Below are 24,309 nucleotides of genomic sequence, written 5' to 3' on the forward strand. Positions count from 1 at the left end.
AGGGCGCGCAGTGCGCGCAGTGCGCGCGGGGCGCGCAGGGGGCGCGGGTCAGACGGTGCCGGCGGGCGGCCAGACGCCGATGATGAGCGCCATCACGAGCACCGTCACGAGCTCGTGCGCGATGTTCATCGTGGTGAGCGCGGGCGGCCGCCCCTCGAAGGCGTCGTGAGTGATGAAGCGCGCGGCCGTGAACCCGGCCCAGAGGGCGCCCGCGGTCAGCAGCGCACCGAGCAGGAAGTTGCCGCCGTAGAAGTGCCACGCGATCGCCGTCGCGCCCGCGAGCACCCAGGCCGTGATGAAGCTCACGAGCACGGTCACCAGGATCGCGCCGACGGCGCTCGAGGCGGCCCCATCGAGAACGACCTTCGCGAGCTTCGCCCAGCGGGTGCCGAAGACCTTCGGGGTGTACCAGATCGAGCCGACGACCATGCTCGACAGCGTGGCGAGGAGAACGGCCCAGTAGTTGATCTCAGGGGTCATGACGGCTCCTTCTCGAGCGCGGATGTTGAGCCGAGCGTAGCGCCGCCGCGCGCCCCGCCGTCGGATGCGGCATGCTGAGGCGACCGGCATGGGCCGGAGAACGGAGTCCGCATGGCGCAGCCCGACGACCCCGCCGCGACGAGCTCGCGGCGCGCCCGCCTCGAGCGCCTCGTCTACGGCGCGGGCGCGAGCGCGGAGGAGCGCGCGGCGGCCGAGCGCGAGCTCGCCGCCCTGCGGCACGGCGACGCGGGGGCGGATGCCCCGGCCGGTTCGGATGGCCCGCCCGACCCGGGTGCCCCGACGGAACCGGATGGCCCGCCCGCCCCGGATGCCGCGCCCGCGGATGCCGCAGCCGACCCGGGTGCCGCGCCCGCCCCGACCCCGGACGCCCCGCCCCGGCGCTGGCACCGCTCGCGCACCGTGCTCGTCGGGGCATCCGCGGTGGTCTTCGGGCTCCTGCTCGGCGGAGTCGCGGGCTGGCAGCTCTCGCGCGCGGCGATCGCGGAGTCCGGGCTCGGCATCCCGATCGCCGGCTCGGGCGCGGAGGCGATGCTCCAGCGCCCCGCGGACTTCGACGACCGCCCCTCGCTCTTCGACGCCGAGTCCGGCATCGACCGCGACACGCTGCGCCGCATCGGTTCGGCCGAGAGCGGGGTCGCGGCCTACGGCGCGCGCAGCACCGACGGCCGGGAGCTCTGCCTCGCCGTGATCTGGGACCGGATGGGCGGCGGCGGCACCACCTGCACGAACGGCGGCGACTTCCCGCCGAACGGGCTCACCATGGAGATCGGCACGAACGACCCGGCCGTCGAGAACGGGCTCCTCACGCTGCGGGCGACGTGGTTCGCCGACGGCACGGTGCAGCTCGGCATCCCGCTGCTCTGAGCCGCCCGGCCCGCACGACGTCAGTATCTGCGGGTGCGACGCCGCCGCAACCCGCGAAAAGTGACGTCATGCGGGCCGGGCAACCCGACTCAGGCGTTCTTCGAGTCGCGCCACTCGAGCCAGCGCCGCACCGGCGCCAGGTCGTAGTCGGGCCCGGACACGCCGATCGTGAAGAGGCGCACCCCCGCGTCGTACAGCGCGTCGGCGTGCTCGACGTCCTCGCCGGCGCGGTCGAGCTCGTTCGACACGGTGATCGTCGAGACGTCGCGACCGACCTCGTCGCCCCAGCGCTTCAGCACGTCGAGCTTGTGGCCGAGCTCGTCGGGCTGCACGAAGGAGTGCCAGATGTCGGCGTGCTCGGCGACGATGCGCAGCGTCTTGCGCTCGCCCTTGCCGCCGATCATCACCGGGATGTCCCGGGTCGGCGCCGGGTTCAGCTTCGCCCAGCGCGAGCGGATGCGCGGCAGCGCCTCGGCGAGCGCGGCGAGCCGGGTGCCCGGCGTGCCGAATTCGTAGCCGTACTCGTCGTAGTCGCGCTCGAACCAGCCGGCGCCCGTGCCGAAGATGAAGCGGCCCGTGCCGCCCTTCGCCGAGACGTGGTCGAGGGTGCGGGCCATGTCGGCCTGCAGGTCGGCGTTGCGGTACGAGTTGCAGTTCACGAGCGTGCCGAACTCGATGCGCTCGGTCTGCTCGGCCCAGGCGCCGAGCATGCTCCAGCCCTCGAAGTGCAGGCCGTCGGGGTCGCCGTACAGGGGGTAGAAGTGGTCCCAGTTGAAGACGACATCGGCGCCGAGCTCCTCGACGCGCAGGACGGCGTCACGGATGGCGGAGTACTCGGCGTGCTGCGGCTGGAGCTGCACGCCCAGGCGTGCGCGGGATTCGAGGGTCATCTCGTCAGCCTACGGTCTGCCCGGGCGTGCACGCCCACCCCTCCAGGGTTGCCCGACTTTCATGAAAGTCGGGCAACCCTGCAGGTGACGAAGCGGTTACTCCTTCAGGTCGAGCATGGGCGTCGGCCGGCGGAAGCCGCGCGTCACGATCGCGAGGATGACGACGCCGAGCGCGAGCCACGACAGGCCGATGATGAAGGTGCGGCCCGAGAGGCTCGTCCACAGCCACACCGTGAGCGCGAAGCCGATGAGCGGCAGCACGAGGTTGTTCAGCACGCCGAGGCCGGTGCGCTCCTTGCCGTCAAGGAAGTAGTGCTTCACGACCGAGAGGTTCACCACCGAGAAGGCGATGAGGGCGCCGAAGCTGATCATCTCGCTCAGCAGGGTGAGGTCGAAGACGAGCGCGAGGAGCGAGATGGCCGAGACGATGAGGATCGCGACGACCGGCGTGCCGAATCGCTTGTTCAAGTGGCCGAACACCCGGCGGGGCAGCACGCCGTCGCGGCCCATCGCGAAGAGGATGCGCGCGACGGAGGCCTGCGAGGTGAGCGCCGATCCGGTCGCACCCGCGACATAGCCCGCGATGAACAAGGTCGACAGCCACTGGCCGCCCGCGGCGCTGACGACGTCGACGCCCGCGGCATCCACCGAGGTGAAGTCGTTCGAGGGGAACACGAGCTGCGCCACGTAGGAGAGCAGCACGAACACGAGGCCGGCGCTGATCGTCGTGATCATGATCGCCCGGGGCACCGTGCGCTTCGAGTCCTTCGCCTCCTCGGCGAGCGTCGACACCGAGTCGAAGCCGAGGAAGGAGAGGCAGAGGATGGCGGCGCCCGCGAACAGCGCCCCGAAGCCGTCGACCGTGCCGTCGCCCTGGAACGGCAGCAGCGGGTCGACGCCGTTGCCGGCCGCCGTCGAGAGGCCGAGTGCGACGAACACGACGATGAAGATCGTCTGCACGGCGATGATGACGAAGTTCGCGCGGTTGACCGAGACGATGCCGACGACGTTGAGGATCGTCACGAGTGCGATCGCGGCGACGACGAACACCCAGGCGGGGATGCCGGGGAACGAGGCCGAGAGGTAGATGCCGAGCACCAGGTAATTGATCATCGGCAGGAACAGGTAGTCGAGCAGCAGCGCCCAGCCGGAGAGGAAGCCGACCGCGCCGCCGAAGCTCCGCTGCGTGTACACGTACGCCGATCCCGCATAGGGGTAGGCGACCGACATCCTGGCGTAGGAGCGCGCCGTGAAGACCATCGCGACGAGCGTGATCAGGTAGGCGACGGGCACCCGGCCGCCGGTGACCTGCGTGACGATGCCGTACGTCGTGAACACGGTGAGCGGCACCATGTAGACGAGCCCGAAGAGCACGAGCGAGGGCACGCCGAGCACGCGTTTGAAGCGGCCCTCCGTGACTTGCGCGGTGGCGGTGGTCGCCGAGATCAGCGGATCGTGGGGCGAAGCCTGGGACATGGCCGGGTTCCTTTCGTGGTGCGGCGCTACGCTGCGCCGCGGTATCGGGGGCTTCCTGCGAGATAGGTGGAGCGGATGGCGAGGGCGGGCAGCTCGGCGGGGGCGAGCTGCCTGGGGTCCGCGGCGAGCACGACGAAGTCGGCGCTCGCGCCCGGCTCGATGCGCCCCCAGGGGGCGGCGGCGAGGTCGGCGAAGCCCTGGTGGGCGACGGCGGACGAGTAGGCGTCGAAGGCGATCGCGGTGTCGAGGATCTCGGCGGGGGTCCAGCCGCCGACCGGCACGCCGTCGGCGGTCTGCCGCGAGACGGCGATCGCGAGCCCGTCGAGCGGTGCGCCGGAGCTCACGGGCCAGTCGGAGCCGAACGACAGCGCGGCGCCGGATGCCTCGAGTGAGGCCATGCGGTACTGCCGGTCGGCGCGCTCCTGACCGAGTCGGGGCACGGTGAGCACGGTCATCAGCCCGTCGAGCTGCGCCCACAGCGGTTGCATGCACGCGATGACGCCGAGCTCGGCGAAGCGGTCGAGGTCGGCGTCGTCGACGAGCTGGGCGTGGGCGATGACGGGGCGGCGGTCGCGCGGGCCGTTCGCGGCGATGGCGCCCTCGATCGCGTCGAGCGCCTGGCGCACGGCGGCGTCGCCGATGGCGTGGATGTGCACCTGGAAGCCGGCGGCGTCGACCGCGCGCACGGCCTCGGCGAGGGACTCGCCCTCCCAGACCGACATGCCGTGCTTGTGCAGCGCGGAGCAGTACGGCTCGAGCAGCGCCCCGGTCTCGGACTCGATGACGCCGTCGGCGAAGAACTTCACGGTGTGCGCGGTGAGCATGGGCGAGCCGAGCGCCTGCACCCGCTCGCGCGAGTCGAGCATGGTCGGCAGCTGCGCGGGGAATCGCCGCGGGTCGGCGTACAGGGCGAGGTTGAAGCGGACGGGCAGGATGCCGCGCTGCGCCGCCTCGAGGTAGCTGTCGACGTCGCCGGGTTCGACCCAGGCATCCTGCACCCAGGTGACCCCGCGCGCGAGGTAGTACTCGCCGGCCCGCACGAGCGCGCGCATGCGCTGTTCGGCCGGCCGCACCGGGGCGGCGTCGAAGACGAGGTCGACGGCGCCCCACTCGCGGAGGGTGCCGAGCGGGCTGCCGTCGGCGCGGCGGCAGATCTCGCCGAGCACCGGGTCGGGCGTCGACGCGTCGATGCCGGCGAGCTCGAGCGCCCGGGAGTTCACCCACACGGTGTGGTAGTCGTAGGCGCGCAGCACGACCGGACGGTCGGGCACCGCGGCGTCGAGCCAACGGGCGTCGAAGAGGCCCTCCTCGACGAGGCTGGGGTCGTAGGAGGCGCCGAAGATCCACTCCTCGTCGGGGTGCGCCGCGGCGTACTCGCCGACGGCGGCCACGATGTCGTCGACGGAGGTGCGGCCGCGCACGGCGGGGCCCTCGGCCTCGAGCCCGCCGAAGAGCGGGTGGGCGTGCCCGTCGCCGAACGAGGGCATCAGGAATCCGCCGTCCAGCTCGACGCGCTCGAGCTCGACGGCGCCCTCCGCAGCGGCGTCGGCCGCGTCGTCGAGCGCGACGATCACCCCGCCCTCGACGAGCAGGGAGTGCGCCGTGGGCTCGCCCGCGCCGCGCCAGATCGTTCCGCCGGAGAAGTGGATCGCCGTCATGCACCGTTGCTTTCACTCGAACGAACAGCGTTCATACGAACACTGTTCGTGTGGGTGTTGAGAGGCTACACTCTCGGCAGGGCTGACGGAAGGGGGATGCCGCGATGGCCACCGTCAACCGCGAGCAGCTCGTCGTCGCCGCCCTCGCAATCGTCGACGAGCAGGGCAGCGAAGCGCTCACGATGCGCTCCCTCGCGGCCCGGGTGCACCGGCAGGTCTCCTCGCTCTACAACCACGTCGGCAGCCGCGACGAGCTGATCGAGCTCGTGCGCGCGCACATCGTCGTGGGCATCGACACGAGCCCCTTCGCCGAGCAGCCCTGGGACGTCGCGCTCGAGGCGTGGGCCCGCTCCTACCTGCGGGTCTTCGCCGCGCACCCCAACCTCATCCGCATCCTCGCGACGACCCCGATCCGCGACGTCTCGACCTTCGAGATCTACGACGTGGTGATCGGCGCCCTGATCGAGGCCGGCTGGCCGATGCACGACGCCGTCGCCGTGATGCGCACCGTCGAGGCGCACGTGCTCGGCTCCGCGCTCGACCTCGTGGCGCCGAGCGACATGCTCGACCAGTCCTCGGTGCCGGCCGAGCTCGCCCGGGTGCACGCCGCGCTCGACCCCGAGTACGAGGAGTCGACGAGCGCCGCCGCCGCGTTCGAGCTCGGCATCCGCGCCCTCCTCGACGGCCTCCGCGCCCGCCGCGCCACCGTCGCCCCCGCCTGAGCTCATCACCAACGGGTGGTGCACCCCCGTTTGCGAACGATTCCGCAACGACCCGCAGGATTCGCGCGCGACCGGACGACGGCGCGCAAGAGTCCCGCGTACACTCGCGTTCCATGGACAACCTGGACCGAGCGATCCTCGATCTTCTGCGGCAGAACGCCCGCGCCGGCTACGGCGACATCGGCTCCTCCGTGGGCCTCTCCGCCTCGGCGGTGAAGCGTCGCGTCGACAAGCTCGTCGCCGAGGGCGTCATCCGCTCCTTCACGATCCAGGTCGACCCGACCGTCGACGGCATGTCCACCGAGGCCTACGTGGAGCTGTTCTGCCGCGGCACCGTCGCCCCCGACGAGCTGAAGCGCATCCTGCAGGACGTGCCCGAGGTCGTCTACGCCGGCACGGTCACCGGATCCGCCGACGCGATCGTGCAGATCCGCGCGCGCGACATCGCCTCCCTCGAGGACGCGCTCGAACGGGTCCGCATCGCCCCGAACGTCGACCACACCCGCAGCGCGATCGTGCTCTCGCGGCTCGTGAACCGGGTGCGGGACTGAGCGGGGCCGCGATGTCGAAGCCCGGCGCCGGCCTGCCGGTCTCGATCGACCCGTCCGCGGCCGCCGCGCCGTTCGAGCAGCTGCGGGCGGGCGTCGTCGAAGCCGTGCAGTCCGGGCGGCTCGCCCCCGGCGACCGGCTGCCGACCGTGCGCGCCCTCGCCGAGCAGCTGGGGCTGGCCGCGAACACCGTGGCGAAGGCGTACCGCGCGCTCGAGGCCGACGGCGTCATCGAGACCCGGGGCCGCAACGGCACCGTCGTCGCCGAGCACGGCGACGCGGGCCGCCGCGCGCTGCAGGCGGCCGCGGCGGACTACGCGGCGCTCGCCCGCCGCCTCGGCGTCGACCCCGGCGCGGCGCGCGAGATCGTGGACGCCGCCCTGCACGACTGAGCCGGGAGCGGAGTCCGCTCAGCCCGCCGCGAGCGCCAGCGCGAGCGTCGCCCCGGCGACCGTCAGCGGCGCGACGAGCAGCCCGAGCGCGACGTAGCGCCACCACGAGATCTCGACGCCCATCGCCACGAGCCGCTGATGCCAGAGCAGCGTCGCGAGCGACGCCCACGGCGTGACGATCGCGCCCGCGTTCACCCCGATGAGGAGCGCCGCGGTGCGCAGCGGCGACGCCGCGAACGGCTCGAGCGCGAGGAACGCGGGCAGGTTGTCGATCGCGTTCGCCGAGAGCGCGGATGCCCCGGCGAGCCGCAGCAGCTCGAGCGGACCCTCCCCCGTACCCGCGAGCGCGCCGAGCACGGCCGTCGCGCCGAGCTCGTGCGCCGCCTGCATCGCGAGGAACAGCCCGCACACGAACACGAGCAGCGACCAGGGCACGAGCCCCGGCCGCAGCACCCCGCGCCGACGCACCGCGAACGCGACGACGAGCACGAGCGCCGCCCCGCTCGCCGGCAGCCACACCGGGAGTCCCGAAACGAGCAGCGGCACGAGCGCGACGAGCACGCCGACGGCGGTCCAGAACAGCGGGCGGTCGCTGATCGCTGCGGGCTCGTCGGGCACGAAGCGGGCCGCGAGCTCCCGCCGCCGCACGAGCAGCACGATGACCGCGGGCACCACGACGGCGACGAGCGCCGGCGCCGCCATGAGCGCCGCGAACTCGAGCGGGTGCAGGGCGAGCCGCTCGGCCGCGAGCAGGTTCGTCAGGTTCGAGACGGGCAGCAGCAGCGAGGCCGTGTTCGCGAGCCACACCGTCGTCAGGGCGAACGGGATCGGCGGCAGCCGCACGTGCGCCGCGAGCGACACGACGACGGGCGTGAGCAGCACGGCGGTCGTGTCGAGCGAGAGGAAGACGGTCGAGGCCGTCGCGAGCACCACGACGAGCAGCCACAGCAGGATGGCCCGCCCTCCCGCCATCCGCGCCAGCCGTTCCGCGAGCGCCCGGAAGACGCCGGCCTCGGCCGCGAGCTCGGCGACCACCGTCATCGCGACGACGAAACCGAGGATCGGCGCGGACCGCTCCGCGAGCGCCGCGACGGCGTCGAGCGGCAGCACGCCGCTCGCCACCGCGACGAGGCCGGGCGCGGTGAGCACGGCTCCGACGATCGCGATGCGCACCAGGCGAGGGTAGTCGATCCGCGGGTGCGGGAGCGCCTTCTCCGGGCGCCGCCGCGCTGCGCCGCTACTCGCTCGTCGGCATCGCCTGCTTCGGGAGCTTGCGCACCTTCGCGCGTCGGCGGCGGCGCTCGGGGATCATCGAGCGCATCTCCTCGAGCTTGCCGAAGCAGAGCAGCCGGTCGCCCGACTCGAGCAGCACGCCCTTGCGCGGGTTCGGGATGACGTTCGCGCCGCGGTGCAGCGTGAGCACCGTGATGTCGCGCTCCCAGAGGCCGGACTCGCCGAGCGTCTTGCCGACGAGGTCGGCGTTCGTGTGCACGAGCAGCTCGGCGACGCCGTAGCCGGTCGAGACGGTGAGCCGCTGGCGCACGTCGATCTCGGGGAACGCCACCTGGTTCGCGATGTAGTCGATGATCGCGCCCGCCACGTCGAGGTTCGTCGCGGCCTCGATGCCCTGCAGGCCCGGCGAGGAGTTGACCTCCATGACGAGGGGCCCGTGCTCGCCCTCGAGCATGTCGACGCCGGCGACCTTGAGGCCCATGATCTGCGCCGAGCGCACCGCCGCCTGCTCGTACTCGGGGGTGAGCTCGACGGGTTCGACGGTGCCGCCGCGGTGCACGTTCGAGCGGAACTCGTCGCCGTTCGCGACGCGGCGCATGGCCGCGACCACGCGGTCGCCGACGACGAGGGCGCGGATGTCCCGGCCGCGGCTCTCGGCGATGAACTTCTGGATGAGCACGTTCTGCTTCGTCGAGTGCAGCGTCTCGATGATCGCCTCGGCGACCTTCACCTGCGGGGCGAGGATGACGCCGATGCCCTGCGTTCCCTCGAGCAGCTTGATGACGACGGGCGCCCCGCCGACGCGCTCGATCGCCGGGCGCACGTCGGCCCGGTTGCGCACGAAGGCGGTCGGCGGCAGGGCGATGTTGTGCCGGGACAGGATCTGGTTCGCGCGCAACTTGTCGCGGGCGTTCGAGATGCCGTTCGCGGTGTTCGGCGTGTACACGTCCATCTGCTCGAACTGGCGCACCACGGCGGTGCCGAAGTACGTGATCGAGTTGCCGATGCGGGGCAGGATCGCGTCGTAGTCGCTGAGCTGCCGGCCGCGGAACTGCAGGTCGGGCTCGGGCCCCGCGAGGTCGATCGCGAAGCGCAGCGTGTTCAGGACCTTCACCTGATGACCGCGCTGCTGGGCTGCGGCGCGGAGGCGCTGGGTCGAGTACGCGTGCGGCGCGCGCGAGAGGATCGCGAGTTTCATGCTGGGTGCCCTGCCAAGATGGACGAGTGAAGTCGAGCTCCCATTCAAGCACCATCGCCGGATGGCGCGAATGGGCGAGCCTCCCCGGGCTCGGGGTGGACTGGATCAAGGTGAAGCTCGACACCGGCGCCCGCAGCTCCGCGCTGCACGCCTTCGATCTCGAGGAGTTCGAGCGCGACGGCGAGCCCTGGGTGCGCTTCGGGGTGCGCCCCTGGCAGGGCTCCGACGAGGACGACGTCCGGGTCGAGCTGCCGGTGCACGACCGGCGCCTCGTGCGCAGCTCCTCCGGCCACACCGCCGAACGCGTCGTGGTGCTGCTCGACGTCGTGCTGCTCGGCCGCACGGTGACCGCCGAGGTCACGCTCACGAACCGCGACGAGATGGGCTTCCGCATGCTCGTCGGCCGGGAGGCGCTGCGGCAGGGCTTCGTCGTCGACTCCGGCCGCTCCTTCGTCGGCGGCCGCGCGCCGAAGCACGCGCGCCGCCGCAACCGCGGCCGCGCCTGACCCCCGATTCAGGGTTGCCCAACTTTCATGAAAGTCGGGCAACCCTGAAGCAGGGCAGCGCGGCAGCGCTGCAGCACGGCAGCGCGGCGATGCCTAGATCACGCCCTGCGACAGGGTCGTCGGGTTGCCGAAGCGGTGGTTCGTGATCGAGATCGCCTGCTCGTGCAGGAACGGCAGCAGCTCCACCCGGCCCGAGGGCGTCACGGGGTGCGCCCACACCGCGACATCCGGGGCTCCGCCGAGCGCCTGCGCGAGCGCCGAGGCATCCCCGCCGACGAGCCGCACCCGGCTCGCGCCGAGCGCCTTCGCCCCCCGCTTCGCCACGCGGGCGAGCCAGGCGGCGTCGTCCTCGCGGGTGATCCGCACCTCACGGGCGGCGAGCACGGTGCGCACGCCCTTCGGCAGTTCGAGCGCGGTCGACACCTCGAAGCGCGATTTCGAGAGGAGGCCGGCGACGATGACCCGGAGGCCTTCGGCGAGCTCGGCGTCGTCGGAGATGCGCACGGTGACGGGCAGCGGCCGGTAGCGGAACACGTTCCGCTCGACCCCGAGCTGCGAGGCGTCGCGGGCGACGCCGTACTCCTCGGCCCACGCGACGGCGTCGCTCAGCGCCGAGCGGCGCAGCACGTCGAACGACTCGTAGTCGAGGGCGGACTGGGATGCCTCGATGACCTCCGTGATGCGCTTGTCGAGGCCGCGCAGGTGCAGCGTCGAGGACTGGCGGCCGTGCTCGGCCTCCCAGCTGCCGAGCCCGAACAGGTAGTTCGGTCCGCCGGCCTTGGCGCCGGCGCCGACCGCGGAGCGCTTCCAGCCGCCGAACGGCTGCCGCTGCACGATCGCGCCGGTGATGCCGCGGTTCACGTAGAGGTTGCCCGCCTCGACCTGGTCGAGCCAGCTCGCGAGCTCCTCCGAGTCGAGCGAGTGCAGCCCCGCGGTGAGGCCGTAGTCGACGGCGTTCTGGAAGCGGATGGCCTCGTCGAGGTCCTTCGCGTGCATGATGCCGAGCACCGGGCCGAAGAACTCGGTGAGGTGGAAGTAGGAGCCCGGCTGCACTCCGGTCTTGATGCCCGGCGACCAGAGCCGCCCGCTGTCGTCGAGCTGCTTCGGCTCGACGAGCCACTCCTCGCCGATGCCGAGCTGGGTGAGGGCGTGCAGCAGCTTGCCCTGCGCCGGCTCGATGATCGGGCCGATCTGGGTGCGGGCGTCCGCCGGGTAGCCCACCCGCATCGAGCGGGTGGCGTCGACGAGCTGGCGGCGGAAGCGCTCCGACTTCGCGACCGAGCCGACGAGGATGACGAGCGAGGCCGCCGAGCACTTCTGCCCGGCGTGCCCGAACGCGCTCTTCACGACGTCGGACGCGGCCAGGTCGAGGTCGGCCGAGGGTGTGACGATGATCGCGTTCTTGCCGCTCGTCTCGGCGAGCAGCGGCAGGTCGGCGCGGAACGAGCGGAACAGCTCGGCCGTCTCGTACGCGCCGGTCAGGATGACCCGGTCGACGTTCGGGCTCGAGACGAGCTGCGTGCCGAGCTCGCGCTCGCCGACGTCGACGAGGGCGAGGAGCTCATTCGGGATGCCCGCCTCCCACAGCGCCTCGACCATGACGGCTCCGGAGCGCTGGGCGAGCTTCGCCGGCTTGATCACGACGCCGGAGCCCGCGGCGAGCGCGGCGAGCACGCCGCCGGCGGGGATCGCGACGGGGAAGTTCCACGGCGGGGTGACGACGGTGAGCTTGGAGGGCACGAAGACGGCGCCCTGCACGTGGTCGAGTTCGCGGGCGCGCTCGGCGTAGTAGTGGGCGAAGTCGATCGCCTCGCTGATCTCGGGGTCGGCCTCGGCGATGGTCTTGCCCGCCTCGGCGGCCATGACCTCGATGAGCCGGTCGCGGTTCGCGGCGAGCGCGAGGCCCGCCCGGTGCAGCACGGCGGCGCGCTCGGCACCGGACTTGCGGCCCCAGGCCTCGCCCGCGGCGGCGACGCCGGCCATGAGCTCGGCGAGCGCGTCGGCGTCGTCGATGCGGGCGGCGCGGATGGTGTCGAGGCCGAGTTCGGAGCCGGGGACGCGCTCGAGGATGCGCCGGCCCCACTCGCGGTTCGCGGCGAGCGCGGGGTCGGTGTCGGGCTCGTTGCGGAAGCCGGGGGTGAGCCCCGGGCCCTGGCCCGCTGAGCCCGTCGAAGCGGAGCCCGTCGAATGGCCCGCTGAGCCCGTCGAAGCGGAACCGATCGAAGCGCCACCGCTCGACCCCCGGCTGATCCCCAGCACGACGTTGGTCAGCCCTTCGTCGGCGTGCTCGCTGCCGGGTGCGGGGGCGTCGAGGCGGGCGAAGGCGGCGTCGAGCGCTCCGTCCTCCCACTCGGTGCGGCGGTTCTGGGTGCGGTTGGGCTCGGGCGCCTCGCCCACGACGGGCTCGAGTGCGGCGAGGGAGCGCTCGTAGCGGGCGCGCTCGCGGTCGAAGAGCCCGCGGTCGTCGGCGAGTTCGAAGACGGCCGACATGAAGTTCTCCTGGCTCGCGTTCTCCTCGAGCCGGCGGATCAGGTAGGCGATCGCGACGTCGAACTCGGCCGGGTTCACGACGGGCGTGTAGAGCAGCAGCTGGCCGACGTCGCCGCGGACGGCCTCGGCCTGCCCGGTCGCCATGCCGAGCAGCATCTCGAACTCGACGCCGGCCTCGACGCCGCGGGCCTTGGCGGTGAGCCAGGCGTGGGCGACGTCGAACAGGTTGTGGCCGGCGACGCCGAGCCGCACGGCGTCGATCCGCTCGGGGGTCATCGACCAGTCGAGCACGCGCTTGTAGTTGGTGTCGGAGTCCTGCTTGCTCGAGTAGGTGGCGACGGGCCAGTCGTGGATCGCGGCATCCACGTGCTCCATCGCGAGGTTCGCGCCCTTGACGACGCGCACCTTGATCGGGGCGCCGCCACCGGCGCGCCGGGTTTTCGCCCAGGCCTGCAGCTCCTGCATGGCGCGCAGCGCGTCGGGCAGGTAGGTCTGCAGCACGATGCCGGCCTCGAGCTGCTGCAGCTGCGGCTGGTCGAGGAGCGCCGTGAAGACCGCGATGGTGAGGTCGAGGTCGCGGTACTCCTCCATGTCGAGGTTGATGAACTTCGGCGTGCCCTCGGCTGAGCGCTGGGCGGCGAGCTCGTAGAGCGGGGTGAGCTTGTCGACGACCTTCGCGACGGCCTCGTCGAAGGACCACATGGAGAGCTGGCTGACGACGGACGAGACCTTGATCGAGACGTAGTCGACGTCGTCGCGGGCGAGGAACTCGTAGGTGCCCGAGAGCCGGCGGTCGGCCTCCTGCTCGCCGAGCACGGCCTCGCCGAGGAGGTTCAGGTTCAGCCGGTTGCCGCCCTCGCGGAGCTTGGCGATGGCGGGGCCGAGCTTCGCCGGGGTGGCGTCGAGCACGAGGTGGCCGACCATGGCGCGCAGCACCCGCCGAGCGATCGGGATGACGACCCAGGGCAGCATCGGGGCGAAGGCGCCGCCCACCCGGATGGCGGCCTTCAGGTACCAGGGCAGGAACTTCGGGGTGAGCTTCGCGACCTGCTCGAGGTTGCGGCCGGCGACGCCGAGGTCCTCCGGGCGCATGACGCCGTCGACGAAGCCGACGGTGAAGGCGAGGCCGTTCGGGTCCTTCAGCACGCCCGCGAGCCGCTCGGCGGCGGGGTCGACGGGGTGCTCGGCGCTCTCGGCGAGCCAGCGGCGAACGAGGGAGACGACGTCGTCGGTGCGCGGGCTGTCGGTGGCTGCGCTGAGGTTCGTCATGGTCACGACAGTACTGTCCTTCACTGGAAGCGGGGCCGGGGGAACGCCGGGCATCGACTCAAGTGTGCGGCCGCGCGTTCATTCGGTACAGCGAATGATTCCGATGGATACTGTTCATGATTTCCGAATAATTGTGCGCCCCATCTCGACTTGCCCAACTTTCATGAAAGTTGGGCAAGTCGAGACAGATACGAGAGGAGGGATGCCGCGATGCTCGACGTGCGCCGCCTGCGCCTGCTCGTGGAGCTGAGCCGCCGCGGCACGCTCGCCGCCGTCGCCGAGGCGCTCTCGTACAGCCCGTCCTCGGTGTCGCAGCAGCTCGCCCTGCTCGAACGCGAGGCGGGCGTGCCCCTGCTCGTGCAGGCGGGCCGCCGGGTGCAGCTCACCCCGCAGGCGCTCGTGCTCGTCCAGCACGGGATCGCCGTGCTCGACCAGCTCGAGGAGGCGGAGGCCGAGGTCGCCCGCTCCCTCACCGCCGTCGGCGGCACAGTGCGCGTCGCGGTGTTCCAATCGGCCGCGCACGCCGTCGTGCCGCGGGCGCTGACGATCCTCGCAGCGGAGCACCCCGAGCTCCGCGTCGAGGTCACCGAGCGCGAGCCCGAGGCAGGGCTGTTCGAGGTCGCGGCCCGCGACTTCGACCTCGTCGTCGCCGAGCAGTACCCGGGGCACACCCGGGCGCACCGCCCGGAACTCGACCGCGTCCCGCTCGTCGCCGACCCCATCCGGCTCGCCCTGCCCGGCGGCGTCGCCCCCGAGACCGCGACACTGGCGGACGCGGCATCCCTGCCCTGGGTCCTGGAGCCGGCCGGCACCGCCTCGCGCGAGTGGGCGGTGCAGCTCTGCCGCGAGGCGGGCTTCGAACCCGACGTGCGCTTCGAGACGGCGGACCTCATCGCGCACATCCGGCTCATCCGGGCCGGCCACGCCGCGGGGCTGCTGCCCGATCTCGTCTGGGCCGGCGAGCCGCCGAGCGTCCGCCTCGCGGAGCTGCCCGGCAGCCCGCAGCGCGAGGTGTTCACGGCGACCAGGCATGCGGCGGCGACCCGTCCGGCGGTCGTCGCGTGCCGCGAGGCGCTCGCCCGGGCGGCCCGCGCCGCCGCTCCCGCGCCGCGCCCCGCAGGCTGAAGCGCCGCGCCGAGCTGCGGAGCGGCCCGGCTCAGCCCTGCGCGTCGAGCAGCCGGCCGAGCCGCTCGGCCATCGCCTCGGGCTCCCAGCTGTGCCACGCGCCCGCGACGCGTTCGGAGGACCCGGCCGGCGCCGCGGCCGCGATCGCGTCGGCGGCCTCGGCCATGCCGGGGAACGTCTCCGTGCCGACCACGGCGAGCACCGGCACGGGGAGCCCGCCGAGGTGGGCCGCGAGCCCGTCGGACTCGACGGAGGCGAGCGCCTCGCCGTCGGGGATCCAGCTCAGCACGAGCCCTGGGTAGTCGGGCGAGCGGCGCAACTCCTCGAGCCACTCCGGCGGCATGCCGACCATGTAGGCGGCGACGGCGTCCTCGAGTCGGCCGTCGGTGATGGCCTGCTCGACCACCGCCCACCACGCGGGCGCACCGCCCTCGAACTGCCCGAGCGGCGCCTCCCAGAGCGCGAGGCCCGCGAGCCCCGGCAACCGGGGTGCGGCGCGCAGCGCGATGGCGCAGCCCGAGGAGTGCCCGACGAGCACCACTGGCGCGCCCGCCGCCTCGGCGAGCGCGGCGATCGCGTCGAGCTGGCGCTCCAGCGCGATCGGGCCGGATGCCGCGGAGTCGCCGCGCCCGACGCGGTCGGGCACGATCGCCTGGTGTCCGTGCTCGGCGAGCAGGCGCCCGGTCTCGGCGGTCACGGGGTCGTCGGCGCGGGTCGGGCCGGCCCCCTGGATGAAGACGACAGCGGGGGTTCCCGCCTCGCCGTAGCGGTCGAAGGCGACGCGGTCGCCGCTCGCGGTGGTGATGGTTTCCATCGAGGCATCCCCATTTCTGGACTGACGAGTCTTGATTCAGTGAGAATATAGACCCGTGAGTATGATGTCTGCAAGAGTCGATCCGAGGAAGGAGCACCGGATGCGCCCCAGCTCGCTGCAGAAGCGCGAGGCCGCCCTGCGCACGGCCGAACGGCAGTTCCTCGCCACCGGCTACGAGTCCGTGACGATGGACTCGATCGCCGCCGAGTGCGGCATCGCGAAGCAGACCCTCTACAGCCACTTCGGCAGCAAGCGCGCCCTGTTCCTCGAGCTCGTCACCGCCGAGACCGTGGACACCAGCCGCACCGTGCTCTCCCCGGCGCCGCGCATCGACCCGCACGACGAGCCGCGCACCGCCCTCCGCGAGCTGCTCGTCGGCCAGCTCGCGGCGGTGCTGACGCCGAACATCGTCGGGCTGCGGCGCCTCGTCATCGGCGAGCTGCCCCGCTCCCCCGAGCTCGCCGCAGCCCTCTACGAGCACGGGCCGAAGCGCGCCATCGCGAACCTGGCCGGCATCGTCGCCGAGCTGCAGGCCGCCGGAGTGCTGCGCTCCGCCGACCCCGAGCGCGCCGCCGCGCAGCTCAACTGGATGGTCATGGGCGAGCCACTGAACCGCGCCATGATGCTCGGCGACGCCGCCCTGCCCGACCGCGCCGAGATCGAGGCGCAGGTCGACCTCGCCCTCGAGCTGCTCTTCGAGGGGCTCGCGACGCACCCCGCGGGCGACTGAAGCAGCACCCAGACGGCCGCCCGCGGCGCCCTCAGCCCGCGGCGGCGGCGAACCGCGCGGACTGCACCGCGAGGAACGCCCGCAGCTCCTCCCCCTCGATCCGGTACTCGGCGCTCGGCGGCAGCCACATCAGTCCCATCGCGAGCCCCTCGACGGAGTCCGCCTCGATCGGCCAGGCGCAGTGGTCGGCATCGACCGCCTCCAGCTCGCGCCCCCACCAGCCCAGGTGCGCGGCGAGCTCGGCGAGCGGCATCGCGACGACCACCCGTGCCGTGACCGAGCTCCGGCGGTACCTGGTCGCCCGCTCCACCCGCTCTCGGGCCTCCTCGTCGCCGATCGGCCGCGGCTCGAAGCGCACGCGGGTCTGGAAGACGTCGTCGACCCGGTCGACGCGGAAGGTGCGCCAGTCGTCGCGATCCCGGTCCCAGGCGAGCAGGTACCAGCGCCGGGCGATCGGGACGAGACGGTACGGCTCGACGGCCCGCGCCGTCTCGCCGCCGTTCGCGTCGGTGTAGCGGAAGCGCAGCCGTTCGGCGTCGCGGCAGGCGAGCGCGAGCAGGCCCAGGAGTTCCGGGTCGACGGCGGGCACCGGTCGCCCGTCGCGCCCGCCGAGGGGCGGCGCGCCGGCGGCGGCGTGCGACTGCAGCGCCTCGATCCGGCGGCGCAGTGCCGGCGGCAGCACCTGCTCGATCTTGGCGAGGGCGCTGAGCGTGGTGTGCTCCGCGCCGCGGAGGCCGGCGGTCGCCTGGGACCGCAGGCCGACCGCGATGGCCACGCCCTCGTCGTCGCTGAGCAGCAGCGGCGGCAGACCCGTGCCCGCCTCCAGCCGGTACCCGCCGGCGACGCCGCGGAGCGACTCGATGCCGTACCCGAGCTCGCGCAACCGTTCGACATCGCGGCGCAGGGTGCGTTCGCTGACGCCGAGGCGGTCGACGAGCTCGTGCGCGGTCCAGTGCCGGTGGCTCTGCAGCAGTGAGAGCAGTTCGAGCGTTCTCGAGGTCGTGGCGGCCATGCCCCGATTCTCCTCCGATACCGGACAGGAACTGACCGGATGCCTCGAGAAGCTGGGTCCATGACGAAGCACACGCAGGCCGGAACCGGCCAGATGATCACCGCCCGCGGCTTGACGAAGACGTTCCGTTCGAAGGGGCAGACGGTCGAGGCGGTGCGCGCCGTCGACCTCTCCGTCGCCGCCGGGGAGCTCGTCGCGTTCCTCGGGCCGAACGGCGCGGGCAAGTCGACGACCCTCCGGATGCTCACCACCCTGCTGCCCGCGACGAGCGGCGAGGCGACCGTCGCCGGCTGCGACATCCGCCGCGACCCGGCCGGGGTGCGTCGCCGAATCGGCTACGTCGGGCAGGGCAGCTCGGGCGGCCACACCCAGCGGGTCCGCGACGAGCTGCACGCACAGGGCGCGTTCTACGGCCTCGGCCGGCGGGAGACGCGGGTGCGGGCGGCCGAACTGCTCGACTCCCTCGAGCTCGGCCCCTCCGCGAACCGCAGCGTGCAGTCGCTCTCCGGCGGGCAGAAGCGCCGGCTCGACATCGCGCTCGGACTCATCCACCGTCCGGAGCTGCTCTTCCTCGACGAGCCGTCGACCGGGCTCGACCCGCACAGCCGGGCGAACCTCTGGGAGCACATCGTCGAGCTGCGCCGCACGACCGGGACCACGATCTTCCTGACCACGCACTACCTCGACGAGGCGGATCAGCTCGCCGAGCGCGTGATGGTCATGGACCACGGCCGCGTCATCGCCGACGACACGGCCGGAGCGCTCAAGGAGTCGCTCGCGGGCGACCGGATCACGCTCGGCTTCGCAGGACGGTCGGATGCCGCGTCCGCCGCCGCGCGCCTCGGCGGCGAGCTCGACCCGGCCGACCCGACCCGCCTCGTGCTCACCGCCGCCGACGGCGAGCGGGCGCTGCCGCGTCACCTCCGCGAGCTCACCGAGGCGGGGCTGGACGTGCTCACGGCGACGCACCGACCGCCGACGCTCGACGACGTCTTCCTCGCCCTCACCGGGCGCAGCCTCCGCGAGGAATCCGCGCGGGCCGGAGCCGACGAGACGCCCGAACCGGCCGCCGCGTGAGCGGCATCCATCCCACCGCCACCGCCACCGCCACCGCCACCGCCACCGCCACCGAAGGAGCACGACCATGAACACCATCGCCGATCCCACGCCGTCCACCGCCACGGGCACTCCGGCGCCCGCATCGCCCGGCGCCCGCCCGGTCCCGCCCCGCACCGGCTTCGCCCGCGACACCGCGGCGGTGTTCGTGCGCGAGTCCCGACCGCTCGTACGCGACCCGTTCAGCGTGCTGTTCTCACTCGTGCAGCCGCTCGTCTTCCTGGGCCTCTTCGGCCCGCTGCTCGTCGGCGCGGCCGGCGGCGACGTCGCGGGCACGCTGCAGTGGTTCGTGCCGGGCATCCTGGTCATGGTGGCGCTGTTCGGCACCGCCTCGACCGGGGCGAACCTGCTCTTCGAGATGCAGACCGGCTCGCACGAGCGCACCCTCGTCGCCCCGCTCTCACGGAACGCGCTGCTCGTCGGCCGCGCGCTGAAGGAGGTCGTGCCGCTCATGGTGCAGGGCACGATCGTGGTGCTCGTCGCCGTGCCGTTCGGCTTCAGCGTGAACGTGCCCGGGCTGCTCCTCGGCCTCGTCGTGCTCGCCGTGTTCGGCATCGGCTTCGGCGCGCTGAGCTACACGCTCGCGCTCGCCTGCCGCAACCGGGACTGGATGTTCTGGATGGTGCACCAGACCCTGCTGTTCCCGCTGATGATCCTCTCGGGCATGCTGCTGCCGCTCGAGGACGGCCCGGAGTGGATGCGGGTCGCGGCCGCCGTGAACCCGCTCAGCTACCTGGTCGGCGCGGAGCGCGCCCTGCTCGCGGGCGACTTCGGCGCACCGGCCGTGCTCGGCGGCGCGATCGCGGCGGTCGTCACCTGCGCGATCGGCCTCGTCGTCGGCGTGCGTGCGATGCGCCGGGCCCGCTGACCGCTCGCGGCTCCGCGGCGGGCTACGCTCGATCCATGCGCGCGCACGACGTCGTCATCCTCGGCGGGGGCCACAACGGCCTGACCGCCGCCGCCTATCTCGCCCGCGCCGGGCTCGACGTGCTGCTGCTCGAGCGCGACGACCATCTCGGCGGCGCCGCGGTCTCGGCCGAGGCGTTCGAGGGCGTCGAGGCCCGCCTCTCCCGGTACTCGTACCTCGTGAGCCTGCTGCCCGCCCGCATCGTCGAAGAGCTCGGCCTGGAGCTGGAGCTCGTGCGCCGCCGCTTCTCCTCCTACACGCCCGACCCGGCGGACCCCGCGCGCGGACTGCTCGTCGACCGCGACGCCGACGACGCGGCCCTCGCCGCCGCCTTCGCCCGCGTCGGCGCCGAGGCCGACGTCGCCGCCTGGCGCGGGCTCGGCACCGAAACCGCCCGGCTCGCGACGGCGCTCTTCCCCACCCTGACCGAGCCGCTGCCGACCCGCGGGGAGGCCCGCGCGCTCGTCGGCGACGAGCGGGTGTGGCGGGACTTCGTCGAGCGCCCCCTCGGCGAGACCGTCGACGCCCGCTTCGCGAGCGACCTCGTGCGCGGGATCGTCGCGACCGACGGCCTGATCGGCACCTTCACCTCGCTCGACGATCCGGCGCTCGACGCGAACCGCTGCTTCCTGTATCACGTGATCGGCGGCGGCACCGGCGACTGGGACGTCCCCGTCGGCGGCATGGGCGCCGTCACCGGCGAACTCGAGCGGGTCGCCCGCGCGGCGGGCGCGACCCTGCTGACGGGGGCCGAGGTGCTCGGCGCGAGCCCCGCGGGCGCGGTGCGCTACCGGGATGCCTCGGGCGAGCAGCTCGTCGGGGCGGGCACGATCCTCGCGAACGTGGCGCCGGCGGTGCTCGACCGGCTGCTGGCCGCGGGCGCGCCCGCCCCCGAGGCATCCGAGCCGCACCCCGAGGCATCCGCCTCGCGCACCCAGGCCCCGTTCGCGGAGGACCGCGTGCCGGGCATCCCGCCGGTCGTGCTCGAACGGCTCCGTCACCTCGACGCCCCGGAGGGCGCGCAGGTGAAGGTGAACCTGCTGCTCACTCGCCTGCCCCGGCTCCGCGACCCGGAGGTCGCGCCCGAGCAGGCCTTCGCGGGCACCTTCCACATCAACGAACTCGAGTCGCAACTCGAGGGCGCGTTCCGCGCGGCGGCCCGCGGGGCCATCCCCGACCCGCTGCCCTGCGAGATCTACTGCCACACGCTGAGCGACCCGACGATCCTCTCGCCCGAGCTCGCCGCGAGCGGCGCGCACACGCTCACCGTCTTCGGGCTGCACGCCGCCGATCGGCTCGGCGAGCGCTTCGGCGCCGACGAGCTGCGCGAGCGGCTGCAGCAGGCCGTGCTCGACTCGCTCGACTCGGTGCTCGCCGAGCCGATCGCGGACGTGATCGCGAGGGATGCCGCGGGTCGGCCCTGCATCGAGACGAAGACGACGCGCGACCTGGAGGCGGCGCTCGCGATGCCCGGCGGGCACATCTTCCACGGGCCGTTGTCGTGGCCGTGGGCGGAGCCCGGCCGGCCGCTCGCGACGGCCGCCGAGCGCTGGGGCGTCGCGACGGCGCACGAGCGCATCCTGCTCTGCGGCTCGGGCGCCGTGCGCGGCGGGGCGGTCAGCGGCCTCGGCGGGCAGAACGCCGCGATGGCCGTGCTCGAATCGCGCGGCTGACGCGCCCGCCGCTCAGGCGCCGGGCATCGCGCCCGTGTAGAAGCCGAAGGTGGCGTCGGCGGCCCGCGCCGCGGTCTCGGCGTCAGCGCCGGAGGCGCGATGCGCGGCGGCCCACCCGTCGGCGGCGGCGCGGGAGAACGCGCGCCCCTCCTCCGAGAGCATCCATTCCATGGCGTCCTCCGGGGCGATCCTCGCGTCCTGCGTACCGAGGTGCAGGGCCAGGCCGAGCAGCGCCTGGTCCCAGCCGACCCCGGTCGCGCCCGGGCCGAACGTCTGCCACATCTCCTCGGGGATGTCGCCGACGCGCGCCACGTGCTCGAGCTCGAAGCGGGTGCGCTCGGCGTCGATCGCCGCGAGGCGCACGGTCACCCACGACATCCCGCCGCCGTACTCCCAGGTGATGCGGTAGCTCGCGCGCCCGTCGGCGGGCGGCGAGCAGGCGAGCACCTCGCCGCCGGCGTTGCCCTCGAGCTGGTACCGCCCGCCGAGCTCGAGCGAACCCGTCACCGGCAGGAACCAGCGGGCGATCCGCTCCGGCTCGGTCGCGGCAGCCCACACGTCGGCGAGGTCCGCGGGATACTCCTGCGCGATGAGCTGGCTGCGCGACGGCTCGCCGTCGAGTTCCTCGGTGCGCAGTTCGCGCGTCACGGCGTCGATCTGCTCGTTCACGTCGACCATGGTCACTCCTCGTCTCGTGGCGGATCGGCCGGGCCGTCCGCCCGGTCGTGCACGGCGTCGGCATCGAGCCGGCGGGCCCGCTGGCCTCGCTTCAGCTCTGTTCCGAGCGCGGCGAGCGGGCCTCGCCAGAAGCGCTCGAAGGGGCTGAGCCAGTCGTTGGCCTGCTGAAGCCCGCGGGCGTCGACCGCGTAGAGCCGCCGACGGCCGTCGGCGCGCACCGAGGCGAAGCCCTGCTCGCGCAGCACCCGCAGGTGCTGCGACACCGCGGGCTGCGTGATGCCGAACTCCGCCGACACGATCGCGCAGACGGCGCCGGCGGGCGCCTCGCCCTCGGCGAGGAGTTCCAGGATGCGTCGCCGGACCGGATCGCCGAGGACGTCGAACGCGTGCATGGTCCAATAGTTACGCCTCAACTTATATAAGTCAAGGCGTAACTATTGGGATCAGAAGACGAAGAGCTGGCCGAGCACCAGGATCGCGATGACGAAGAGCGCGACGATCGCGCCGACGATGGCGAGCGAGCGGGCCGAGAGCTTCGCGATGGCGTAGCCGACGAGGATCGGCAGCGCGACGAGGAAGATCGTCACGAGCCACCAGAACGCCTGGTAGGCGCCGGTGCCGACCTCTTCGAGCCGGCCCGCGAAGAGCTGCTGCGAGTGCGGGTGCGTCGCGAAGGCGAACGCGGCCGACAGCGGCACCGCGATGAGGGCGAGCACGACGAGGCCCACGAGCCACCCCCACAGCCCGGACTTGCCCTCGGTGATGTCCATGGCGGCTTCGCGCTTGGCGGCCGACGACCCCTTGCTACTCATGGCCACGATGCTAGTGGTTCCGAGCGCCGAGGGTTAGCCTGGGGAAACCGGACGACGAGGGGGTCGAGATGAGCGCCAAGCCCACCGGTCACTACGAGCTGAAGCCCGACGGCCGCTATCTGCAGTTCGACCGCTTGTTCCGCGCCCCCATCGAGGACGTCTGGTACAGCCTCACGAACCCGACCGCCCTCCGCTCCTGGATCGGCACGTACACGGGCAGCCCCTCCACGGGCGGCGTCCGCTTCCGCATGACCGCGGAGGGCGAGGACGCCCCGTGGCAGAACGTGAGCATCCTGCTCTGCGAGGCGCCGCACCGCTTCCACCTCGACGTCGACACCCAGCCGGAGTCGTGGCGGCTGCACTGCCACCTGCGCGAGGCCGGCGGGATGACGACGCTGAGCTTCGCGCAGCGGCTCGACGACAAGCTCGACGTCGGCGAGATCGGCCCCGGCTGGGACTACTACCTCGACCGCATGATCGCCGCCAGGCAAGGGCTCGCGATGCCCGAGTGGAGCGACTACTTCCCCGCGTTCGCCGCGCACTACCGCGACCTCCGCGTCCCCGACGCGGCCCGCCCCTAGACTGACGCCGTGAGAGCGGCAGATCGACTGCGGCGGCGCGAGCCGGCCGCCGGCGGCCCGGGGGGCTCCTTCTTCTCGCAGCACCCGCTGCGCTGGGGATTCATCGTCACGCTCGGCGTGCTGCTCGCGGCACTCCTCGCGATCGTCGTGGTGAACCTGCAGAGCGTGCTGCTCTCGGTGTTCATCGCCGCCTTCGTGGCGCTCGGACTCGACCCGCTGATCCGCTGGTTCCAGCGGCACGGGCTGAAGCGCGGGGCGGCGATCGTCGTCGTCATCCTGCTCTTCGTGCTGGTCGTGATCGGCATCATCTGGGTGCTCATCCCGCCGCTGATCTCGCAGGCCACCTCGCTCGTGACGACTCTGCCCGCCCAAGTGCAGGAGCTGCAGGACTCGGGCTGGTACGAGCAGGCGAACGAGACGACGAACGGCGTGCTCGCCGCGATCGTGAAGTCGGTCGAGGACCTCCTCTCCGATCCGAACGTCTGGGCGTCGATCGGCGGCGGCGCGCTCGCCTTCGGCGCCGCCGTGCTCGACGCGGTCTCGACGGGCTTCTTCGTCGTCGTGCTCTCGATCTACTTCATCGCCACGCTCGACGCCACGAAGCGCGCCTGCTACTCGCTCGTGAAGGCCTCCCACCGCGAGCAGGTCGAGGACTACGGCGAGCGCATCATGCAGTCCGTCGGCAAGTACCTGAGCGGCATGGTCGTGCTCGCGTTCTGCAACGCGGTGTTCTCGACGATCCTGCTGAGCCTCGTCGGCGTGAAGTACGCCCTCGTGATCGGTGTTGTAGCCCTGTTCGTCACGCTCATCCCGCTCATCGGTACGGTGCTGACCACGATCCTGATGACGATTGTCTCGCTCTTCGTCTCGCCCACCGCGGCGCTCATCGTGCTCATCGCGATGCTCGTCTACATGCAGGTCGAGGCCTACATCCTGACGCCGAAGGTGATGGGCAAGGCGGTGCAGGTGCCCGGCACCATCGTGCTGATCTCGGCGCTCGCGGGCGGCACGCTGCTGGGCCTGCTCGGCGCGCTCGTCGCGATCCCGATCTCGGCGGGCATCCTGCTCATCGTGCGCGAGATCGTGATCCCGCGGCAGGCGCGCAGCTAGCCGC

24 protein-coding genes are annotated in these 24,309 nt (G+C 72.8%); 12 read left to right on the forward strand and 12 right to left on the reverse strand.

The annotated features are described in order from the left end of the window. Window positions 1-48 precede the first annotated feature (48 nt). Window positions 49-480: a DUF1761 domain-containing protein gene (locus tag ACFWE1_RS15840; protein WP_376934369.1), complete on the reverse strand. Its 432-nt coding sequence runs from the start codon at window positions 478-480 to the stop codon at window positions 49-51. A 111-nt stretch (window positions 481-591) separates the two neighbouring features. On the opposite strand from ACFWE1_RS15840, the gene ACFWE1_RS15845 reads away from it, so the two are divergent. Beyond that, the gene (locus ACFWE1_RS15845) at window positions 592-1,365 is read left to right on the forward strand and encodes a hypothetical protein (protein WP_376934370.1); all 774 of its coding nucleotides are present in this window, start codon (window positions 592-594) and stop codon (window positions 1,363-1,365) included. Between the two features lie 89 nt (window positions 1,366-1,454). Here the strand turns inward: ACFWE1_RS15845 and ACFWE1_RS15850 are convergent, their stop codons facing one another. From ACFWE1_RS15850 to ACFWE1_RS15860, 3 genes are all read right to left on the reverse strand, one after another. After that, on the reverse strand, window positions 1,455-2,255 hold the full coding sequence (locus tag ACFWE1_RS15850) for an LLM class F420-dependent oxidoreductase (RefSeq protein WP_376934371.1): 801 nt from the start codon (window positions 2,253-2,255) through the stop codon (window positions 1,455-1,457). Window positions 2,256-2,351: 96 nt separating this feature from the next. Next, complete coding sequence (locus ACFWE1_RS15855) at window positions 2,352-3,731, reverse strand: APC family permease (RefSeq protein ID WP_376934372.1); 1,380 nt, start codon at window positions 3,729-3,731, stop codon at window positions 2,352-2,354. 26 nt (window positions 3,732-3,757) lie between these two features. Further along, complete coding sequence (locus ACFWE1_RS15860) at window positions 3,758-5,389, reverse strand: amidohydrolase (RefSeq protein WP_376934373.1); 1,632 nt, start codon at window positions 5,387-5,389, stop codon at window positions 3,758-3,760. A 104-nt stretch (window positions 5,390-5,493) separates the two neighbouring features. Here ACFWE1_RS15860 and ACFWE1_RS15865 point away from each other — a divergent pair, with 104 nt between their 5' ends. The 3 genes from ACFWE1_RS15865 (at window position 5,494) to ACFWE1_RS15875 (ending at window position 7,051) form a co-directional block, all read left to right on the forward strand. Beyond that, on the forward strand, window positions 5,494-6,111 hold the full coding sequence (locus tag ACFWE1_RS15865) for a TetR/AcrR family transcriptional regulator C-terminal domain-containing protein (RefSeq protein WP_376934374.1): 618 nt from the start codon (window positions 5,494-5,496) through the stop codon (window positions 6,109-6,111). 113 nt (window positions 6,112-6,224) lie between these two features. Then, complete coding sequence (locus tag ACFWE1_RS15870; protein ID WP_376934375.1) at window positions 6,225-6,662, forward strand: Lrp/AsnC family transcriptional regulator; 438 nt, start codon at window positions 6,225-6,227, stop codon at window positions 6,660-6,662. An 11-nt stretch (window positions 6,663-6,673) separates the two neighbouring features. Further along, on the forward strand, window positions 6,674-7,051 hold the full coding sequence (locus tag ACFWE1_RS15875; protein ID WP_376934376.1) for a GntR family transcriptional regulator: 378 nt from the start codon (window positions 6,674-6,676) through the stop codon (window positions 7,049-7,051). A gap of 18 nt (window positions 7,052-7,069) precedes the next feature. Here ACFWE1_RS15875 and ACFWE1_RS15880 read toward each other — a convergent pair whose 3' ends face one another. Together ACFWE1_RS15880 and ACFWE1_RS15885 are read right to left on the reverse strand one after the other, a co-directional pair. Next, window positions 7,070-8,224 carry an SLC13 family permease gene (locus tag ACFWE1_RS15880; protein WP_376934377.1) on the reverse strand — a complete coding sequence of 385 codons (1,155 nt, stop codon included), beginning with the start codon at window positions 8,222-8,224 and terminating at the stop codon, window positions 7,070-7,072. A gap of 64 nt (window positions 8,225-8,288) precedes the next feature. Beyond that, the gene (locus tag ACFWE1_RS15885) at window positions 8,289-9,482 is read right to left on the reverse strand and encodes a RimK family alpha-L-glutamate ligase (RefSeq protein WP_243569696.1); all 1,194 of its coding nucleotides are present in this window, start codon (window positions 9,480-9,482) and stop codon (window positions 8,289-8,291) included. 26 nt (window positions 9,483-9,508) lie between these two features. Here ACFWE1_RS15885 and ACFWE1_RS15890 point away from each other — a divergent pair, with 26 nt between their 5' ends. Next, complete coding sequence (locus ACFWE1_RS15890; protein WP_376934378.1) at window positions 9,509-9,988, forward strand: ATP-dependent zinc protease; 480 nt, start codon at window positions 9,509-9,511, stop codon at window positions 9,986-9,988. A gap of 93 nt (window positions 9,989-10,081) precedes the next feature. Here the strand turns inward: ACFWE1_RS15890 and ACFWE1_RS15895 are convergent, their stop codons facing one another. After that, on the reverse strand, window positions 10,082-13,747 hold the full coding sequence (locus ACFWE1_RS15895) for a proline dehydrogenase family protein (protein ID WP_376934456.1): 3,666 nt from the start codon (window positions 13,745-13,747) through the stop codon (window positions 10,082-10,084). Between the two features lie 210 nt (window positions 13,748-13,957). On the opposite strand from ACFWE1_RS15895, the gene ACFWE1_RS15900 reads away from it, so the two are divergent. Further along, complete coding sequence (locus ACFWE1_RS15900; RefSeq protein WP_376934379.1) at window positions 13,958-14,872, forward strand: LysR substrate-binding domain-containing protein; 915 nt, start codon at window positions 13,958-13,960, stop codon at window positions 14,870-14,872. 31 nt (window positions 14,873-14,903) lie between these two features. Here the strand turns inward: ACFWE1_RS15900 and ACFWE1_RS15905 are convergent, their stop codons facing one another. Continuing rightward, complete coding sequence (locus tag ACFWE1_RS15905; RefSeq protein WP_376934380.1) at window positions 14,904-15,686, reverse strand: alpha/beta fold hydrolase; 783 nt, start codon at window positions 15,684-15,686, stop codon at window positions 14,904-14,906. Window positions 15,687-15,786: 100 nt separating this feature from the next. Between ACFWE1_RS15905 and ACFWE1_RS15910 the strand changes: the two genes are divergently transcribed. Beyond that, window positions 15,787-16,416 (forward strand): TetR/AcrR family transcriptional regulator, encoded by a 630-nt coding sequence (locus ACFWE1_RS15910; RefSeq protein ID WP_376934381.1) that lies wholly within the window; start codon window positions 15,787-15,789, stop codon window positions 16,414-16,416. A gap of 31 nt (window positions 16,417-16,447) precedes the next feature. On the opposite strand, the gene ACFWE1_RS15915 is transcribed toward ACFWE1_RS15910, so the two are convergent. After that, the gene (locus tag ACFWE1_RS15915; RefSeq protein WP_376934382.1) at window positions 16,448-17,428 is read right to left on the reverse strand and encodes a helix-turn-helix transcriptional regulator; all 981 of its coding nucleotides are present in this window, start codon (window positions 17,426-17,428) and stop codon (window positions 16,448-16,450) included. A gap of 60 nt (window positions 17,429-17,488) precedes the next feature. Here ACFWE1_RS15915 and ACFWE1_RS15920 point away from each other — a divergent pair, with 60 nt between their 5' ends. From ACFWE1_RS15920 to ACFWE1_RS15930, 3 genes are all read left to right on the forward strand, one after another. Continuing rightward, window positions 17,489-18,505 (forward strand): ATP-binding cassette domain-containing protein, encoded by a 1,017-nt coding sequence (locus ACFWE1_RS15920; RefSeq protein WP_376934383.1) that lies wholly within the window; start codon window positions 17,489-17,491, stop codon window positions 18,503-18,505. Between the two features lie 67 nt (window positions 18,506-18,572). Continuing rightward, the gene (locus ACFWE1_RS15925) at window positions 18,573-19,412 is read left to right on the forward strand and encodes an ABC transporter permease (protein WP_376934384.1); all 840 of its coding nucleotides are present in this window, start codon (window positions 18,573-18,575) and stop codon (window positions 19,410-19,412) included. A 35-nt stretch (window positions 19,413-19,447) separates the two neighbouring features. After that, a complete protein-coding gene (locus tag ACFWE1_RS15930) occupies window positions 19,448-21,124 on the forward strand; it encodes a phytoene desaturase family protein (protein ID WP_376934385.1) in 1,677 nt (558 codons plus the stop codon). Between the two features lie 12 nt (window positions 21,125-21,136). On the opposite strand, the gene ACFWE1_RS15935 is transcribed toward ACFWE1_RS15930, so the two are convergent. The 3 genes from ACFWE1_RS15935 to ACFWE1_RS15945 are packed head-to-tail and all read right to left on the reverse strand — an operon-like array spanning window position 21,137 to window position 22,614. Continuing rightward, window positions 21,137-21,802, reverse strand: a complete 666-nt coding sequence (locus ACFWE1_RS15935) for an SRPBCC domain-containing protein (protein ID WP_376934386.1) — start codon at window positions 21,800-21,802, stop codon at window positions 21,137-21,139. Window positions 21,803-21,804: 2 nt separating this feature from the next. Further along, window positions 21,805-22,194, reverse strand: a complete 390-nt coding sequence (locus tag ACFWE1_RS15940; RefSeq protein WP_376934387.1) for an ArsR/SmtB family transcription factor — start codon at window positions 22,192-22,194, stop codon at window positions 21,805-21,807. 51 nt (window positions 22,195-22,245) lie between these two features. Next, window positions 22,246-22,614 (reverse strand): hypothetical protein, encoded by a 369-nt coding sequence (locus tag ACFWE1_RS15945; protein ID WP_376934388.1) that lies wholly within the window; start codon window positions 22,612-22,614, stop codon window positions 22,246-22,248. A 68-nt stretch (window positions 22,615-22,682) separates the two neighbouring features. Between ACFWE1_RS15945 and ACFWE1_RS15950 the strand changes: the two genes are divergently transcribed. Together ACFWE1_RS15950 and ACFWE1_RS15955 are read left to right on the forward strand one after the other, a co-directional pair. Beyond that, window positions 22,683-23,195: an SRPBCC domain-containing protein gene (locus ACFWE1_RS15950; protein WP_376934389.1), complete on the forward strand. Its 513-nt coding sequence runs from the start codon at window positions 22,683-22,685 to the stop codon at window positions 23,193-23,195. Window positions 23,196-23,204: 9 nt separating this feature from the next. Beyond that, window positions 23,205-24,305 (forward strand): AI-2E family transporter, encoded by a 1,101-nt coding sequence (locus ACFWE1_RS15955; RefSeq protein WP_376934390.1) that lies wholly within the window; start codon window positions 23,205-23,207, stop codon window positions 24,303-24,305. Window positions 24,306-24,309 lie beyond the last annotated feature (4 nt).

Origin of the sequence: Agromyces sp. NPDC060279, assembly GCF_042726785.1 — a bacterium.
Lineage (GTDB): Bacteria > Actinomycetota > Actinomycetes > Actinomycetales > Microbacteriaceae > Agromyces.

What these genes read in the sequence shown, in the direction of transcription:
- ACFWE1_RS15840 (WP_376934369.1), bottom strand. Translation starts at nt 480, where the DNA reads ATGACCCCTGAGATCAACTACTGGGCCGTTCTCCTCGCCACGCTGTCG.
- ACFWE1_RS15945 (WP_376934388.1), bottom strand. Translation starts at nt 22,614, where the DNA reads ATGAGTAGCAAGGGGTCGTCGGCCGCCAAGCGCGAAGCCGCCATGGAC.
- ACFWE1_RS15845 (WP_376934370.1), top strand. Translation starts at nt 592, where the DNA reads ATGGCGCAGCCCGACGACCCCGCCGCGACGAGCTCGCGGCGCGCCCGC.
- ACFWE1_RS15940 (WP_376934387.1), bottom strand. Translation starts at nt 22,194, where the DNA reads ATGCACGCGTTCGACGTCCTCGGCGATCCGGTCCGGCGACGCATCCTG.
- ACFWE1_RS15900 (WP_376934379.1), top strand. Translation starts at nt 13,958, where the DNA reads ATGCTCGACGTGCGCCGCCTGCGCCTGCTCGTGGAGCTGAGCCGCCGC.
- ACFWE1_RS15925 (WP_376934384.1), top strand. Translation starts at nt 18,573, where the DNA reads ATGAACACCATCGCCGATCCCACGCCGTCCACCGCCACGGGCACTCCG.
- ACFWE1_RS15870 (WP_376934375.1), top strand. Translation starts at nt 6,225, where the DNA reads ATGGACAACCTGGACCGAGCGATCCTCGATCTTCTGCGGCAGAACGCC.
- ACFWE1_RS15875 (WP_376934376.1), top strand. Translation starts at nt 6,674, where the DNA reads ATGTCGAAGCCCGGCGCCGGCCTGCCGGTCTCGATCGACCCGTCCGCG.
- ACFWE1_RS15930 (WP_376934385.1), top strand. Translation starts at nt 19,448, where the DNA reads ATGCGCGCGCACGACGTCGTCATCCTCGGCGGGGGCCACAACGGCCTG.
- ACFWE1_RS15850 (WP_376934371.1), bottom strand. Translation starts at nt 2,255, where the DNA reads ATGACCCTCGAATCCCGCGCACGCCTGGGCGTGCAGCTCCAGCCGCAG.
- ACFWE1_RS15895 (WP_376934456.1), bottom strand. Translation starts at nt 13,747, where the DNA reads ATGACGAACCTCAGCGCAGCCACCGACAGCCCGCGCACCGACGACGTC.
- ACFWE1_RS15910 (WP_376934381.1), top strand. Translation starts at nt 15,787, where the DNA reads ATGCGCCCCAGCTCGCTGCAGAAGCGCGAGGCCGCCCTGCGCACGGCC.
- ACFWE1_RS15935 (WP_376934386.1), bottom strand. Translation starts at nt 21,802, where the DNA reads ATGGTCGACGTGAACGAGCAGATCGACGCCGTGACGCGCGAACTGCGC.
- ACFWE1_RS15865 (WP_376934374.1), top strand. Translation starts at nt 5,494, where the DNA reads ATGGCCACCGTCAACCGCGAGCAGCTCGTCGTCGCCGCCCTCGCAATC.
- ACFWE1_RS15885 (WP_243569696.1), bottom strand. Translation starts at nt 9,482, where the DNA reads ATGAAACTCGCGATCCTCTCGCGCGCGCCGCACGCGTACTCGACCCAG.
- ACFWE1_RS15950 (WP_376934389.1), top strand. Translation starts at nt 22,683, where the DNA reads ATGAGCGCCAAGCCCACCGGTCACTACGAGCTGAAGCCCGACGGCCGC.
- ACFWE1_RS15860 (WP_376934373.1), bottom strand. Translation starts at nt 5,389, where the DNA reads ATGACGGCGATCCACTTCTCCGGCGGAACGATCTGGCGCGGCGCGGGC.
- ACFWE1_RS15905 (WP_376934380.1), bottom strand. Translation starts at nt 15,686, where the DNA reads ATGGAAACCATCACCACCGCGAGCGGCGACCGCGTCGCCTTCGACCGC.
- ACFWE1_RS15855 (WP_376934372.1), bottom strand. Translation starts at nt 3,731, where the DNA reads ATGTCCCAGGCTTCGCCCCACGATCCGCTGATCTCGGCGACCACCGCC.
- ACFWE1_RS15915 (WP_376934382.1), bottom strand. Translation starts at nt 17,428, where the DNA reads ATGGCCGCCACGACCTCGAGAACGCTCGAACTGCTCTCACTGCTGCAG.
- ACFWE1_RS15920 (WP_376934383.1), top strand. Translation starts at nt 17,489, where the DNA reads ATGACGAAGCACACGCAGGCCGGAACCGGCCAGATGATCACCGCCCGC.